This window comes from Lewinella sp. JB7, from assembly GCF_024297185.1.
In the GTDB taxonomy this organism is placed as follows: Bacteria; Bacteroidota; Bacteroidia; order Chitinophagales; family Saprospiraceae; genus Neolewinella.
In genome coordinates, this window is record NZ_JANCTD010000003.1 from 305175 (window position 1) to 322318 (window position 17144).

At 61.1% G+C, this 17144-nt stretch carries 11 protein-coding genes; 6 read left to right on the forward strand and 5 right to left on the reverse strand.

What is annotated here, in order from left to right; genetic code table 11:
- Positions 1–10: 10 nt before the first annotated feature.
- From NMA52_RS19110 to NMA52_RS07465, 3 genes are read right to left on the reverse strand one after another with little or no spacing between them, the layout of a single operon-like run.
- Positions 11–586, reverse strand: a complete 576-nt coding sequence (locus NMA52_RS19110) for an N-acetyltransferase (protein ID WP_254827032.1) — start codon at positions 584–586, stop codon at positions 11–13.
- Positions 587–1519, reverse strand: a complete 933-nt coding sequence (locus NMA52_RS07460) for a UbiA family prenyltransferase (protein ID WP_254827033.1) — start codon at positions 1517–1519, stop codon at positions 587–589.
- A 9-nt stretch (positions 1520–1528) separates the two neighbouring features.
- A complete protein-coding gene (locus NMA52_RS07465; protein WP_254827034.1) occupies positions 1529–2695 on the reverse strand; it encodes an acyl-CoA dehydrogenase family protein in 1167 nt (388 codons plus the stop codon).
- 415 nt (positions 2696–3110) lie between these two features.
- Between NMA52_RS07465 and NMA52_RS07470 the strand changes: the two genes are divergently transcribed.
- The 6 genes from NMA52_RS07470 (at position 3111) to NMA52_RS07495 (ending at position 14714) form a co-directional block, all read left to right on the forward strand.
- Positions 3111–4814 carry a hypothetical protein gene (locus NMA52_RS07470; protein ID WP_254827035.1) on the forward strand — a complete coding sequence of 568 codons (1704 nt, stop codon included), beginning with the start codon at positions 3111–3113 and terminating at the stop codon, positions 4812–4814.
- A gap of 89 nt (positions 4815–4903) precedes the next feature.
- A complete protein-coding gene (locus NMA52_RS07475; protein WP_254827036.1) occupies positions 4904–5791 on the forward strand; it encodes a phosphatase PAP2 family protein in 888 nt (295 codons plus the stop codon).
- Positions 5792–5844: 53 nt separating this feature from the next.
- Positions 5845–6702, forward strand: a complete 858-nt coding sequence (locus NMA52_RS07480; protein WP_254827037.1) for a phosphatase PAP2 family protein — start codon at positions 5845–5847, stop codon at positions 6700–6702.
- 65 nt (positions 6703–6767) lie between these two features.
- Entirely contained in the window at positions 6768–8729 is a 1962-nt protein-coding gene (gene nagB, locus NMA52_RS07485; RefSeq protein ID WP_254827038.1) for a glucosamine-6-phosphate deaminase, read from the forward strand.
- A gap of 151 nt (positions 8730–8880) precedes the next feature.
- Positions 8881–11718 carry a gliding motility-associated C-terminal domain-containing protein gene (locus NMA52_RS19115; RefSeq protein ID WP_254827039.1) on the forward strand — a complete coding sequence of 946 codons (2838 nt, stop codon included), beginning with the start codon at positions 8881–8883 and terminating at the stop codon, positions 11716–11718.
- Between the two features lie 314 nt (positions 11719–12032).
- Positions 12033–14714: a T9SS type B sorting domain-containing protein gene (locus NMA52_RS07495; RefSeq protein WP_254827040.1), complete on the forward strand. Its 2682-nt coding sequence runs from the start codon at positions 12033–12035 to the stop codon at positions 14712–14714.
- Here NMA52_RS07495 and uxuA read toward each other — a convergent pair.
- Both uxuA and NMA52_RS07505 read right to left on the reverse strand, forming a co-directional pair.
- Entirely contained in the window at positions 14707–15840 is a 1134-nt protein-coding gene (uxuA, locus tag NMA52_RS07500) for a mannonate dehydratase (protein WP_254827041.1), read from the reverse strand. The two genes, NMA52_RS07495 and uxuA, sit on opposite strands and share 8 nt — an antisense overlap.
- Positions 15841–15977: 137 nt before the next feature.
- Positions 15978–17120, reverse strand: coding sequence for a Gfo/Idh/MocA family protein (locus tag NMA52_RS07505; protein ID WP_254827042.1), 1143 nt, complete (start codon positions 17118–17120; stop codon positions 15978–15980).
- Positions 17121–17144 lie beyond the last annotated feature (24 nt).

The window sequence follows — 17144 nt, forward strand, 5'->3', positions numbered from 1 at the left end:
AGGATCCGAGCTACACGTCCCGCCGGCTCACCGTCCCGTCGTGCAGGAGGTAGCGCTCGCCGGATTCCGGACAACGGGCGCGGCCCAGTTCGTCAAATTCCAGGCGGTGGCCCGCCGCACTCATATAGCCCGCGGGCCGGGCCGGCACCCCGACGACCAGTTGGTAAGCGGCTACGTCCTTCGTCACCACCGCTCCGGCAGCCACGAAGGCGTACTCGTGCAGGGTTACCCCACACACTATGGTGGCGTTGGCCCCGATGGTCACGCCGTCGTGCAGGACCGTCGTGGCGTACGCCCCCCGTCGATCCACGGCGGAGCGGGGATTGCGCACGTTCGTGAAGACCGCCGACGGACCGATGAACACGTGGTTTCCGATCACGAGCCCGGCGTACAGGCTTACGTTATTCTGCACTTTGCACCCCCGCCCCATACTTACCCCGCCGGCCACGAAGACGTTTTGTCCCAGGCTGCAGTCATCGCCGATTTCGCAGGCGGGCATCAGGTGACAGAAGTGCCAGATCTTGCATCCCGCCCCGACGCGGGCACCGGGATCGACCACGGCCGTGGGATGTACGTAAGGGTCCACCTAAAAGAAAATGAGAAGGCCCAGACCGCCGATGAGCAAGAACTTGATTTCCATACTTAATTTATGGTAGTCTACCTGTTGGCGAGCGCGTGCGAGTTGCAGCAGAATCACCGATATGGCCAGCAGTAGAATACCAATGCAAATGAGCATGGGAGGCTGCATGAATGCCGGCCACCCCAGGAAAACCGGGCTCAGGATGCTGACGATTACCATAACGCCCACCACGATGGCCAGCCGCCGGCTGGTGGTGACGCCCAGGAGCACCGGCAGCGTACGCCGGCCCTCCTGCCGATCGCCCCGGATGTCCTCCAAATCCTTGACCAGCTCCCGGAGCAGCGTGGCCACGAAGGCGAATGCCATAAAGAGGATGCACACCCGGACGGTATCCAGGCCCAGCGCGGGGTTGGCGTCGATGAGGGCGGACAGAGCCCGCCGTTCCGTAACGACCAATATACCGGGTACGCCGGCACAGTACAGCGCCACCAGGAAATTCCCGATGAAGGGGAGTTTTTTCAGGGTGGCGCTGTATAGGGCCAGAATGCCCACGGCCGCGGGAAAGAGAAACAGTAACTGACGCTCGTTCAGCCGCAGGGCGAGTAATAGGGCAAAGAGGTAGCCCACGAAGATCATGGCGGCAAACAACCACTGGACGTTGGGCCGGCCGAGTTTCAGGACCATATTCTTACCCGGTCGGTTGATGGCGTCGATGCGCACGTCCCGCAGGTCGTTGATGAGGTAGCCCGAAGCGGTGATGGCCAGGGTAACCAGACAGAGTTCGAAAAACTTCCAGGGTCGCAGTACTCCGGCAATACCCTCCGCGTCGAGGGCGGGGAGGATAATCCGGTAGTAAACCAATATTTGGGTCAGGGCGACGACCAGCAAGTTTTGCAAGCGGATCAGCCTGAAAAAGTCCAGTATTGGCAAAGGCGACATATAAAGTGATTACTTCTTCAGCAGCTCACGGCTGATGACCAGGCGTTGGATCTCGGAAGTTCCTTCGCCGATCGTGCACAATTTACAGTCACGGTAGTATTTCTCGACCGGATAGTCCTTGGTAAATCCATACCCTCCGAAGATCTGTACCGCATCGTTGGCTACGCGCACGCTGGTCTCCGAAGCGTATAACTTCGCCATGGCGGATTCACGGGTTACGGGCAGACCGGCATCCTTAAGACGGCCGGCGTTGCGGGTAAGGAGTTCGGCGGCCTCGATTTCGGTGGCCATATCGGACAGCTTGAAGGCGATCGACTGGAAGCGGCTGATGGCTTTGCCGAATTGCTCGCGTTCCTGACTGTAGGCGAGGGCGGCCTGCATGGCTCCCTTCGCGATGCCCAGGCTCAGGGCGGCAATGCTGATGCGCCCTCCGTCCAGGATCTTCATACTCTGAATGAAGCCTTCACCCACTTCACCGATGACGCGATCGGCGGGCAGGTAGCAATCCTCGAAAATGATCTCGGCCGTTTCACTGGCGCGCATGCCCAGCTTGTCTTCCTTCTTTCCGCCCCGGAACCCCTTATCGCCACGCTCGACGATGAAGGCGGTCATGCCGTGGCTGTCGAGCAATTCACCCGTACGGGCGATGACGACGATCACTTCGGCGCTGATGCCGTGGGTGATGAAATTTTTGGCTCCGTTGAGGATGTAACCACCGTCTTCCTGCCGTTCGGCGACCGTGCGCATGCGACCGGCATCGGAACCCGTGTTCGGCTCCGTGAGGCCCCAGGCACCGAGGTGCTCACCGCTGGCCAGGGCGGGCAGGTACTTATTCTTCTGCTCCTCACTGGCAAACTGAAGAATGTGGTTGGTGCACAGCGAGTTGTGGGCCGCGACACTGAGGCCGATGCTTCCGCATACCTGGGCGATCTCGTCGATGATGGTGATGTACTCCGCGTAACTCAGACCGGTACCGCCGTAGGCTTCGGGCACGAGTACGCCCAGAAAGCCGTACTCCCCCATCTGGCGGAACAGCTCGCGGGGAAAATGCTGACGCTCGTCCCAGTCCATGACGTTAGGGAGAATGTGGGTACGGGCAAAATCGGCGGCACTCTGCCGGATCATTTCCCGCTGCTCGTCGGTGGTGGTAGGAGCGGCAGTGGTCATTGCAGTCATGTGGTCATTATTTAGAAAAGGGCTATACCTAAAAGTGTTTAAGCGGAACAAATGTTAGTGAACGCCCCGTCAAAATGCCGACGGGGAGCGCCTTACCGCGCCGTGGGGGTCTCCGGCGAAGCCGCCGACATCCCGCTGTCACTTAATTTTCTCCGAAAAGAACACGGATAAAAATTTGTTTATTTACGATCTACAAAGCTACGTAAAACTGAAATCAATCCGCACTTTCTTCCGCAACATTGGTTGACGCCCCGCACACAATACTCCTAACGATCGGGGCGGCGGACGTGATTTTGTCGTCGCAAACATTAAGTTTTCGCTGACCGGTCCGGCGGGCGGGCCAGGAATCAACGTGCCGTCCGTACTTACGACCCGTCGGCTACCGCCGCTGCGGATCGGTAATTACCTTTGCGGCATGATGCAACCCAACCAGACCCGGTCGCGCGCTCAGGAGAGCCGGGCCGCCGTCCAGCGACTCTACATTGCCATGCGCCACCTGCTGATCCGGGGCAGCTACAAACCCGGCGGCATGAGCGGCAAGACGCTGCTCGACAATCTCATGATCCTGCGCCCGGAAATTTACGGTTCCATCACCGACCAGGAGCGGGTCGAACTTAACGGACTGCATTACGTGTTCCAGCGCCTCCCTCAGGGCATCGAGGAGTGCCGCTTCATTCGCCTCATTACCCGCGAGGGCTACGAACATAGCCACTTCGAACCCATCGTACCCCCGAAGCGCCGCCGCAACGCCTACCGCATCGACGTCCTGGAGATGTACATCGAAATGACGCGCGGCCGCAGCGACATCTACGACATCCTTACTCACCTGACCTTCCTGTACGCGGAAGCCAGCAAGATCTACCGCAACAGTCTCGACAGCAAGGGCCGGCAGAAACGCGAATGGCGGCTCCTGGCCGAGATCGTCGAGCACGAAAAGAAGGGGGAAGAATTCAAGGTGGAAACCGCGTACACCTACCTGAGTACCCTGCTGGGGCGTACCTACGACGAGATCGTACACGCCTGCCGCCGCTTCGCGGAGGAGGACATGGTCAATTCCTTATTTCACATCACCTACTGGCTCGGTCAGATGGCCAAGGACGAGATTGAATCCGATCTGGACCGGGAAATTTCCTTCTCCAGCTCCCTGCGCGAGAAAACCGGGCACCACTATTACGGCGAATTGTGGGCGGCGGCCGTCAAGGAAACCTTGCTGGAAAGAGGACTCATCGAGCGCCCCCTGCACATCGTGAGCGCCAACTTGCACAGCACGATGAACGCCCTCTTTGCTCCCGCGGCCACCGCCCAAAAATTGCGCGGCAGCCGCTCGGTGTTCGACGTCGCCCGCGCCCTTTCCCAACCCGAGCACCGCCCCCTGCGACAGGTCGTGACCAATATGGCCCTGAAGAACGGCATGACCGAACTGATCGACACCAGCGGCAGCAACATCGGGGTGCAAATCTTCGACACGGCGGCCTGCGACCCCAAGCTCATCAGTGCCGAACTGAATTTCGCGGCAGCAGCCAACCCGGACACCGCGCCCGTCATCCTCGTCATGGACTACGCCTTCGGGGAGCAGGCCTACGAGAGCATGGACGAGCTACTGCGGCCCTACCACGTGCCGGGGTCGGACAAGGTCTACGACATGCCCGTCGAGAGCATCAACATTATGGGGAAGGCCGGCATTCTGGAGGGCATCAAGGGTGACCTGATGATTCCTGACGCCCACATTTTCGAGGGGACGGCCGATAATTACCCCTTCTCCAATGATTTCACGGCCGAGCGCTTCGAAAACCACGGACTGGGCGTGTACGCCGGTCCGATGGTGACGGTGCTCGGTACCAGTCTGCAGAACCGACAGATCCTGGAATACTTCGTGGAGAGCAGCTGGCGGGCCGTGGGCCTGGAGATGGAGGGCGCCCACTACCAGAAGGCCATTCAGGCGGCCACCCACATCCGCAAAAGCGTCAATCCCGACCTGCGGCTGCGTTACGCGTATTACGCCAGCGATAACCCCCTCGTGACCGGCCACACGCTGGCGAGCGGAAGCCTCGGCGTGGACGGCGTCAAACCGACCTACTTGATCACGGTGGAAATACTCAAGAGCATCTTCCAGTCCTGAGCATCGCATCCGGCGGCGGAGGGCGGGAGCAAACATCTTACCCGATCCGACGATTTATAAAACCCTTACTCACCCTACACCATTCCCGCATGCGTAGCCTGCTGACCTGCCTGGTTTTGCTGACCACCACCCTCCTGCCCGCCCAAAGTACTTCCTCCGACTCCCTGTCCGCCGAGCGGGGTGGGTTCTTTGCCGCCTTCCGGTCTTCGGAACGCTACGCCGTCAATCCGTGGGTAAGCATCCCCCTGGTCGCCGGCGGCGCCTACCTCAGTCAGCAGCGACTGCTGGAGCTACAGGATAAGCCCCGCATCGCCATCGAGGTGATCCAGGGACTGGACAAGGACGACATCAACGGCTTCGACCGGGTAGCCGTGACCCGCGACTACGATCGCCACAAGCAGGCACTGATCCAGTCGGACTACTTCTTCAACACCGGACAGTGGGCGCCCTTCGGCCTCTTTATCTGGAAGAAGTACCGCCAGGACTGGTTCGACATTACCCTGATGTACCTCGAGGCGCAGACCTCCCAGGGGCTATTTTACGGATTTGCCCCGTTCGGGCCCACGGGCATCGACCGCTTCCGCCCCGTCGTTTATTACGATGAGATCGATCCCGAGCGGGAGACCGACGGCAACAACCGCAACAGTACGTTCAGCGGTCACGTATCGACCATGTCTACGGGCTTCTACTATATGGCCCGGATGATCGACGACTACAATCCCGACCTCACGGGCGGGCAGCGCGTGTTGCTCTACACCGGGGCCACGCTGCCCTCCCTATACGGCGGTTGGCTGCGGGTTAAGGCCCTCAAGCATTACCCCTCCGACGTGCTCATCGGCCTGGGGGTAGGTGCCATCAGCGGCATCGGCGTTCCCTCCCTGCACAAGTGGTGGAAACAGCGGCACTCCAGCGACCTCGTCCTGCAGCCCGTGTACGGCGGGGGCGCCGGCGGTTTCTCCCTGGTGTTGCGGTACTGACCCGAACTCCGGTTCGCCAATCACAGTTGGAAGGGTGACTTAACCCCGACCGAATGATCCGATACCTACCCAGCTTTTGCCTTTTCCTGTTACTGACCCCGCTCACGGCCCAACGGGCGGTCGCGATCGACCCGGAGGAATCCTCCGTGTACCGGGTCAAAACCCTCTACGAAGGGCTGGGCGGACTCGCGCTGATGCTGGGGAGCACCGCCGGAATCGAGAGTCTGCGCCGTAAGCCGGACATCGATGACGGCACCCTGCGGCGGCTGCAGGAAACCGGCACGAGCCGGCTCGACCGGTGGGGACTGGAACAGGACGCGCTGCGGCGATTCCGGGGGGAGGATGCGAGCGACCGGGTCTTCAACGCCTCGATGCTGTTGCCCGCTACCCTATTCGTCAGTCGCAAGTTCCGTAAGGACTTTCTGGACATTACGGTGCTCTACCTCGAAGCGCATGCGCTGTCGGCGGCGACGTACGCCTTCAGTCCGCTGGGCCCCCGCTTCATCGACCGGTACCGCCCCGTCGTGTACTACGACGAACTGAGTTTCGAGGATCGCCGGGCGGGCAATAACCGTAATGGATTCTTCAGCGGCCACGTGAGTACCACGGCGGTGGGCACCTTCTTCTTCACGAAGGTGCTTTCCGACTACAACCCTCAGTGGACCGGGGGACAGCGGGCCCTGGCCTTTACGCTGGCCGCCATTCCGCCGGCGTTTGTCGGGGTACAGCGCGTACGGGCCCTGAAGCATTTTCCGACTGACTCGGTGGTGGGCCTGGGGGTCGGTGCGTTTTTCGGCATTATGGTTCCTCACGTGCACAAGGTTTGGGCCCGCAATCACCGCAGCCGTCTCTCCCTCGGTGGAGGATATTCGAACGGGGCCGGGGGCGGCGGACTTACGCTGACATTTTAGCGGGACCGAGCCGGGGAAAGTCGGGGTGAAAAGCTATCTTTCCAGCTAATTTCAACCCACCGCACATGCTTGACATCCTCTCCATTCACGACACCGCCTCCGCCGATATTTCCTACCGCCACGTCGGCAGTACGGACATTACGCGCTACGAGAAGATGCACGTCGAGGTCTTTAAGGATGCGGCCAAGGCCTCGATCGCCGTGGCCCACGAGATCGCGGATCTTATGCGGACCAAGGCGGGCAGGGGAGAAAAGTGCGTACTGGGTCTGGCCACCGGATCGTCGCCTATCCGGGTGTACGCCGAACTGGTAAGGATGCACAAGGAGGAAGGCCTGGACTTCTCGCACGTAATCACCTTTAACCTCGATGAGTACTTCCAGTTGGAACCGGGCAGCCGGCAGTCGTATTGGTACTTCATGCACGAACACCTGTTCAATCACGTCAATGTTCGGCCGAAGAATATCAACATCCCCCGCGGCAATATCCCCCTGGACGAAGTGTACGAACACTGTATGGATTACGAGGCGCGGATCGAAGCGGCGGGCGGACTGGACTTCCAGTTACTCGGCATCGGCCGTACCGGTCACGTCGGGTTCAATGAACCGGGCTCCAACTCGCGATCCCTTACGCGACTGATCACCCTCGACCACCTTACGCGGGTCGACGCGGCGGGTGACTTCCAGGGGATCTCCAACGTACCCACCCGCGCGATCACCATGGGAATCCAAACCATCAACAAGGCTCGCCGAATCGTGCTGCTGGCCTGGGGCCACAAGAAAGCGGAGATCATTCAGCAGACGATCGAGGGAGAACGCACCTCGGAAATCCCGGCCACTTACCTGCAGGACCACCCCAACGTAACCATCCTGCTCGACGAAGAATCCAGTGCCGAACTGCGCCGCTTCAACACGCCCTGGCTGGTGGGGCCCTGTGAGTGGACCGAAACCCTCGAACGCAAGGCCATCATCTGGCTTAGCCGCCACGTCGATCGTCCGATCCTGAAGCTTACCGAACGCGACTACAACAGCAACGGGATGTCCGATCTGCTCGCACTCCACGGTTCCGCTTACGAATTGAACATCCGGATGTTCAACATCCTCCAGCGGACGATTACGGGTTGGCCGGGGGGTAAGTACGGCGTGGATGACTCCCAGCGCCCGGAGCGTGCCGACCCCAAGCGCAAGCGGGTCATCATTTTCAGCCCCCACCCCGACGACGACGTGATCTCCATGGGCGGCACCTTCGAACGTCTCGTAACCCAGGGGCACGAAGTCCACGTAGCCTACCAAACCAGTGGTAACATTGCCGTCACCGACGTTGACGCGCTGCGGTACGCCGAGTTTACCCGGGACCTCAACGACGGTTTCGGTGCGGGCAACGCGCGGCTCGACTTCATCATCGAGGAACTCTCCGGCAACCGGCAGAAATCGGAACCCGATTCTCCGGACATCCGGAAGATCAAGGGACTCATCCGGCGGGGGGAAGCCGTCGCCGGAGCCCGCTTTACGGGCCTCACGGACGAGTACATTCACTTTCTCGACATGCCCTTCTACGAGACGGGTAAACACCTGAAGAACGACCTGGGCCCGGAAGACATCCGGCTGGTCCGCGAGCTCATCGAACGGGTGCGCCCCCACCAGATCTTCGCCGCCGGCGACCTGGCGGACCCCCACGGTACCCACAAGGTCTGTCTGGACGCCATCTTCCGGGCGCTCGCCGAACTGAAGTCCGATAGCCCGAACACGGTGGAGGATACCTGGCTGTGGTTGTACCGCGGGGCGTGGCAGGAGTGGCCCATCCACGAAATCGAAATGGCTGTCCCCCTCAGTCCCGCGCAGGTGGAAGCTAAGCGCAACGCTATCTTTTTCCATCAAAGCCAGAAGGACGGAGCCATGTTCCAGGGAGAGGATCAACGCGAGTTCTGGCAGCGTGCCGAACAGCGCAACCGGGAAACCGCCCGCCTCTACAATCAACTCGGACTCACCGAGTACGAGGCCATGGAGGCTTTTCGTCGCTGGCATTTTTAGGCCCCACACACTTTTAGCAGGGGAAATGTAGTTAATGAGCTGACTTCGATGATTTCCGTTTAGCGGAAATCATACCCGTGTACTGTTCGTCTCTCATTATTACACCTTCTTACCTGTGTTGTCCCGAAAACAATTTCGCGCACGCTTTTGCGTGACCATCCTCCTATTGTCCCTACTCACCTCTCTGGCCGGCCAGGAAAACTGCGCCAACGGTATAGACGACGACGGGGACGGACTGATCGATCTCAACGATACTGCCGACTGTGATTGCGGACTCCCCTCCGTAACGCCTTCGCTGTTGCCCAATCCATCGCTGGAAGCGTTCGACTCCGGTCAGGAGGGCTGCTCCTCCCGGCAACCGGGCGGGCTTCCCGACGGTACCAACCAGGCCAATTGCCTGGAAGGCTGGCAGCGGGTTTCGCTGGGCACGACCGATGCCTGGAACGCCTTTACCCTTCCCGGCTCGCCGCCCGCCTTCCCCTCCGAACTTCCCCAACCCCTACCGAGCGGCACCAGTGTTGCCGGCTTCTGGGTAGGCGTCAAGGACACGCGCGGCCGTCAGTTTCGTAACAGCAACGGAACCTTCGCCAAGCGTTACCGGGAATACCTGGCCGCATGCCTGGAAGACGGACAGTCCATCCGCAAGGCTCAGGAATACCGGCTAACCTTCCAACTGGGCTTTATGAAACCCCAGACACTGGAAATCGAATACAGCGGGGCCATCGTTGACCTCGCTTCCCCCGGGCCGGTCGAGCTCAGCATTTACGGCGTCCGCGACTGCGCCCAGCTGGACTTCGGCGGTTTCTACGACTGCCCCGAGGAGGCCGGCGCCGAAGGGTACGAACTCATTGCCAACGTCAAGGTCCCGGGAACGCCCGGAGAGTGGACGCCCGCGAGTGTCGACTTCACCGCCGCCGAAGACTACGCCGGGTTTGCCATCGGGGGATCCTGCGCCGCGGATATCGGGCGACCAGACGGTGGGCTGTACCGCAACTACTACTTTATTGACGACCTGATCCTCAACGAACGTTCCGCCTTCGAACAACCGGTGGCCGGCCCCGTGTCCGTAAAGGGACAGACCGTTTGCGCCGATGAGATCGTGCTAACGGGAACAGCCACGCAGGATGCTACCTACCAGTGGTACCGCGATGGAGTGGCGATACCCGGAGCAACCGACCGTCAGCACACCATTACGCCCGATCTGCACACCGACGGCAACTACACGATGCGGGTCACCACCCCCGGCGGCTGTGCCGTCACCGAGGGCGTGACCATTCAGCGGCCATTGGTCTTCGATCAGTTTCCGGACTCCGTGGCACTCTGTCGGCCCGGCGAATCCGTGACGCTCTACCCCGCCCACTACGGTAAGGCTACCTATACCTGGAGCGACGGCAGCACCGGAGAATCCTACGCGGTGAGCGAACCGGGCGACTACTCCGTGACCGTCAGTACGGCCTGCATTCAACGGGTGGAGCGGTTTACGGCGGTACACACTACGGAGATCCCACATACCTACACCCTTACGCCGGCTTACCCCTGTCCCGGAGACACCGTCGAAGTGGCGCTGTCCACCGACTGGTATACCTCGCTGACCGTTTACAGCCTACCGAACGGTGAACGCCACTACGCGTACAAATCCGACCCCATCCGGGTAGTGGCCGGGGAAACGGAAGAGCTACAAGCCCTCCTGATCTCGGCCTGCGGAGTTACTTCCGAAACCATTTCCATTCCCCTGGCTACCCCCTTCGCGCCCGAGGCCCGGATCACCGATACCAACTGCCGGGGGCCTCAGGGGAAGATCGAACTTGCCGTGGAGGGCGACGAGATTAGTTACGCCTGGACCGATGCTGACGGTCGGTCCGTCGGCGACGCCTCCACTACCCTACTGGTCGACGCTCCCGGCACGTATACCGTGACCCTCACCGGCCCGGGTCATTGTCCTACCACCCGTTCGTACGAAGTCACCGATAACCAACGATTTAATCTACAGGTAAACGCTACGGACGTAACCTGCGGAAACGACGCCATGGCCATTGCACTGGTCACCGGCGGCACTCCTCCCTACGCCGTCAACTGGTTGCGGGAAGCGGACGCCGCACCCGTTGCCCGCAATAGTTCCATCGCCACCCAGCTGAACCTGGGCACGTATGCCGCCGTGGTAACGGATGCCGCCGGCTGCGTCGACACCACGACCTTTGCCGTAACCGGGGCCGAACCGCTCCGGGTCACGGCCACTCCCACGGTAGCCGGTTGCCATCCGGATTCCGCCGGTACGCTCACCGTGACCGCCCGGGGGGGGACCCTACCCTATACCTACGTACTCGCCGATACGCTCCAGCAGGGCGGGCCGGTCTTTACGGGGCTTCAGGAGGGGATGCACCAGGTCATGGTCACCGATGCGGCGAATTGTAAGGCTTATCCCTTACCCACCCGGGTAGACGCCCCCACCCGATTCACGGTCGATGCCGGACAAGACCACCGCATCACGCTGGGCGAGTCCGCCAGCCTCGATGTACGGATCGAAGGCATCGACCCCTACCTCAATACGGTAAACTGGCAGCCCGCCGGCGAAACCTTGCCCTCGGAGGTACAATCCACCCTGAGCACGATCGTCAGTCCCGAAGCCACCACTACCTACACCGTGACCGTGACTTCTCCCGAACAGTGCAGCGTGACCGATTCGGTGCGGGTCGTTGTGGATAACTCGCCGCGCGTGTACGCACCTACGGCCTTCAGTCCGAACAACGACGGAACGAACGACCGCTTCGCCCTGTACTCCAACCCCATGATCGCCGACGTGCTGGACCTGCGCGTCTTCGACCGCTGGGGAGGAATGATCTGGCAGAAACGGATCGACGAAGCAGCGGAGTGGGACGGCACCGTTGACGGAGAACCCCTGCGCACCGGAGTGTACGTGTACCAGGGAGCCCTCCGTTTGCGGGACGGCACCACGACGACCGTGCACGGAACGGTGATGCTTATGCGATAAATTTCGGGGGCGCGCGCGAACAACTGGGGCGTGTTACGTTTATTAGTGTGTAGTTATTGCGCTGCGTATAAAGTTTTCTTTATATTTGTAGCGACTTACAACACTATTGAACTAAACACAACACAGTGACAACCGCCCAGCCTGTCCTCTTCATGAGGACTTGGGCGTTGCTGCTAGCCTTCTTTTTAGTAGGCCCCTCTTTATTCGCACAAGAAGACTGCACCAATTCCATTGACGACGATGGCGACGGTTTGGTTGATCTGAACGATAAAGACGATTGCAGCTGCGCTCTCTCTTCCGACGTTATTTCCTTATTGCCCAATCCCTCGTTGGAACACTTCAACGGCGATCAGTCCGGCTGTACTTCCGTGCAGCCCGGTGGTCTCCCCGACGCGGTGAACCAGGCCAACTGCCTGACCGGTTGGCAACGGGTTTCTCTGGGGACCACCGATTCCTGGAATGCCTTTACCCTCCCCGGTGCCGGACCTTACTTCCCGGCCCAACTTCCCCTGCCCCTCCCCAGCGGGACGGGCGTAAGCGGGTTCTGGGTAGGCATCAAGGACGCGCCCAACCGGAACTTCGTGAACGGCAACGGCTCCACGACCGAACAGTACCGGGAGTACCTCGCCGCCTGCCTGGTTGACGGCCAACGGATGCAAACCGGCCAGGCTTACCGCCTGACCTTCTCGCTCGGCTTTATGGAACCGCAGGTAGCCGTAGAGGACAGCAGCTCCATTGATATTCAGTCGCCCGGCCCCATCGAACTCAGCATCTACGGCGTGCGCGAATGCGGACAACTGAACTTCGGGGAGTTTTATTCCTGCCCCGAGGAAGCCGGCGCGGCCGGTTACGAACTGATCACCAACATTACCCTTGACGGTAGCCCCGGCAGCTGGACCGCCGCTCAGGCCGATTTTATCGCCCGGGGCTCTTACGCCGGTTTTGCCATTGGCGGCTCCTGCGCTCCCGACCACGAACGCCCCAACGGCGGACTCTACCGCAACTACTACTTCATCGATAACCTGATCCTGAACACCCCCGATGCCTTCACCCAACCGGTCGCCGGACCGGTGCAGGTAGACGGATTGACCGTGTGTGACGAACAAATCACCCTGACGGGAAAAGCCACCCCCGGGGCCACCTATCAGTGGTACCGCAACGGTATCGCAATGGTCGGCCAGACCGGCCGCGTGCTTACCCTGCGGGGTGGGCCGTCGGTCGACGGGCGTTACGCACTGCGGGTGTCCACCCCCCTGGGCTGTGCCGTGACCGACGAAGTGAACGTACAGCGTCCCGTGATCTCCGATCTATTCGCCGATACGGTAGCCATCTGCAATCCCGGTGATACCGTCGTAGTGTATCCCCGCCGCACGAGTGGAGCGAGTTTCCGCTGGAGCGACGGCAGCACGGGCGGTAGCCTGGCGGTATCCGAACCGGGTACTTACTCCGTCACCATCACCGAGGCCTGTATCGAACATACGGAATCCTTTACGGCCGCCATCGATCCGCCCTTCACTTACGAGATCACGACCACCCCCGCTAATCCCTGTCCCGGCGATACCGTTACCGTCCGGGTTTCCTCCAATTCCTACGCGCCGTCGGTATACTTCCGCTCCCTTCCGGATGAGCGGATGTTACGGGCCGACCGGGGATCCGTGCAGGTGATCGCCGGAGAAACCGATGCCCTCCTGGCCTTCGTCGGTAACAAGTGCGGGCTGTCCATGGACACCGTTTACCTGTCCACCGCCGACATCTTCACCGTCCGGGACGTCGCGATCAACCACCTCGTCTGCGGAGAAGGTAGCGGCCGCATCTCGGTCACCGTCGCGGACGACGACGCCGTGAGTTACGAATGGACGGACGCCGCCGGCCAACCGATCGGCGACGATGCCCCCGTACTCGAAGTCACGGAAGCCGGCACCTACACGCTTACCCTCATGGATGGTGTCAGGTGCCCACGCACGTACACCTATACCGTAGAAAATGAGACCACCTTTGCCGCGACCTTCTCCGTCGATCAGGGAGGGTGCGGTATCGGCGGCGGCATTACTACTACGAAGCTCACCGGTCAATCTCCCTACTCGTTCCGGTGGTTCCGTGACGGAGCTCCCCTGGCGGGCACGGATGACCGCCGGGCCCTCACCAAGCTATACGAGGGCGATTACCGGGTACGTATTACGGATGCGACCGGATGTACGATCACTTACGACTTTGCCCTGCGGGGCTCTCCCCCACTCCGGGCAAGTGCCGCTTCCACCCCGCTTGCCTGCGGCATGCCCTACAGCGGCTCCATCACGGTCTCGGCCGAAGGTGGCGTGCCTCCCTACACCTACCGCCTGAACGCTACCCGGGAGCAAACTTTTCCAGCCTTCGAAGGCCTCCCGGCCGGAACGTACCGGATCGCGGTGATCGACTCCCGCGGTTGCGCTTTCCCCCTGGAGCCCATCGTGTTCCGGGAGCCTACGCCCACCGCGATCGAGTTGGTCAATTCCCGTGCTATTCACCTGGGAGATACGGTTGTCCTGAACGTCGGAACCCGGGAGGCCCCCGGAGCTTCCGGTACCTTTGAGTGGACGCCGGCCCGGGGACTCAGCTGTACCGACTGCGCCGCTCCCGCGGCCGCGCCCGCCGTCACGACCGAGTACACGGTCACCTACACCAACGCGGACAACTGCAGTACGAGCGAACGCATCGTGGTCAACGTGAACCAGTTGCCCCGCATTTACGCCCCTACGGCCTTCAGCCCGAACGGGGATGACGTCAACGACGTGTTCCGGGTACACCGGGGCGGCAGCGTGGTTTCCGTGACCGACCTGCGCATCTTCGACCGCTGGGGTGAGCTCATCTGGGTGCAGGACAGCGAGGAGGATCCGGGCTGGGACGGCACCTTCCGGGGCAAACCCCTGTCCGGAGCCGTATTTGCTTACGTAGGCACGGTTCTTCTCCGCAACGGTATGACGGTTCCCTTCAAGGGATCGGTGACGCTGATCAACTAGCCGATAGGCCGGTACGCAAACCTTCGAGTTCCGCCAGGCCCCGCATCCGTCCGTATAGGCTATAGCCCGGATTGGTGCGGCGCTTGCGGTCGTCGAAAATGGTAAATCCGTGGTCCGGGCGGTAGGGAATTTTTGCTCCCCGCTGCAACAACTCCCGGACGACGGCCGCCATGTCCACGTCTCCCTGCAGGTGACCGCTTTCCGTGAAGCTCTCGTGGAGATCGCGTTTAACGTTGCGCAAGTGAACGAAATTGATGCGATCTACGAACTCGCGGGCTATGGTAGGTAGGTCGTTGTCCGAACGGGCCCCCAGGGATCCGGTGCACAGACAGAGTCCGTTGGCCGGATCATCTACCATGGCAAGCAGCTCGCGCAGGTCATCGGCGGTGGAGACGATGCGCGGCAGGCCGACGACGGGCCAGGGCGGATCGTCGGGGTGGATAGTCAGTTTAATGCCTTCGCGGGCGGCGGTGGGAACGACCCCCTCCAGAAAACGGCGTAGGTTGTCTTTGAAGGTAGCCCGGTTGAGGTGGCGGTAGGGCTCGATGGCATCCCGGAAGGTGGCCAGCGTAAAGCTCTCCTCCGACCCCGGAAGTCCCTTGAGCATGGTAGCACTTACCTCTTCGCGGTCGGCCGGCGACATTTCCTCGTAGTGGTCGGCGGCCAGCTCGACCACCTCGGCCGGATAATCCTCTGCCGCGTGTTCCCGGGCCAGGATGAATACATCGAAGGCGACGAGATCGAGTCCGTACAGGGCCACCGTCGTGCCTCCCGGAACGGGTACGGCCAGCCGGGTCCGCGTCCAGTCGAGGACGGGCATGAAATTGTAGCAGACGGTCGTAATGCCCTCGGCGGCCAGATTCCTCAGGCACTGCCGGTAGTTTTCCATCAGTTGGGGGGCAGCCTCCGCGTTCTGTTTGATGCCCTCGTGAACGGGAACGCTTTCTACAACCGACCACGGCAGCGAGCCGAGTTCCTTCTTCCTTTGGCGAATCTCCGCCCGGTCCCAGACCGCTCCGTTGTCTACGTGATGCAGTGCCGTCACCACGCCCTCTACGCCGAGGGCGGTCACTTCGTCGATGGTGATGGGATCATTGGGACCGTACCAGCGCCAGGTCGGATACATATGCAAGAAGTTTAGGGTTTCAAATGTACACTTTGCCCGGCAGCTCTCCCTACGCGTTTCGCGGCTACTCCGACGGCCAGCCGGAATCCGGCGGGGCCATCTGCCATCTTTGAACGTGTCCATCCATCCCCTTCCCCCTAGATCGTCACTTCCCGGCCGGTTTCGGCGCTCTCGATGATGGCGCGAATAACGGCAATGTCCGCCTTGCCCATCGTTCCGGGAGCGAGGACTTCGGTGTCGTTGAGGATAGCCAGCGCGTCGTCGTCCATCTGAATGGACTGTTGATTGGGCACGGGCGGGCCCAGAATTTTCCCGTCGCTCGTTTTACCCTTTACGCCCTGGTAGGGTTGCATGGGTTGCACCTCGTACCAGCCTTTCGCGGCCTCGATGTGCAGTTCGTTATAGTCTTCCACTACGCTGGTCTTGCCTTCGGCGGTCATGCCGTTGGCGTACCGGAGCGTATACGTGGTGGTGAGATCGACGCCGTTGGGTCGCTCCTGCCGCCGCTGCATGGCCTTTACCACGGCCGTGGGGGACATCTGCGTTCCGTAACGCAGGCCATTCACGGTGTACACTCCCATATCGTAGAGCGCCCCGCCGCCCATATCGCGTTGGCCACGCCAGTAATCGGCCGGGGGTGGGTTGCCCGCGTAGCCCGCGTAGGAATGGGCGGAGGTCAGATCCCCGTACACCTTATCCTTAGTGAGCTGAATGAGTTTGCGGGTATTGGGCTCGTGGAGCATGCGGTAGCCGATGCTGAGCTTGACGTTGGCCCGGTTGGCCGCATCGATGATGTCCTGGCACTCTTCCGGCGTCATGGCCATCGGCTTTTCGCACCATACGTGCTTGCCGGTGGCGGCGGCCCGGACGGCAAAATCGCGGTGGGTCGCCGTGGGGGTGATTACGTAGATGACGTCGATGTCGTCATTGTCGGCGATACCTTCCATCGTGTCGTAGCTGTACACGTTCTCATCCCTGATTGCGTACTTCCGTTGCCACTCGGGAATTTTGTCCGGGCTGCCCGTAATGATTCCCCGCAGTTCACAGTGCTGGGTGAGTTGCAGGGCGGGTGCGATCTGTCCGCGGGCGTAGCCGCCCAGTCCGAGAATGGCGACGCCTACCTTACGCTCTTCTCCCGGCGGCGGGGACGCGGGAGCCGGGCTTTCACCGGTGGAAGCCGTGTTGTTGCGCCCGCAGGCAATGAGCGTCGGGGCAAGCAGCAATGCGGATGCGGCCGCGGTAGATTGCCGCAGGAACCGGCGGCGGGTGGAAGTGGGCATGTCTCAGGTGTAGGTTTGGTGATT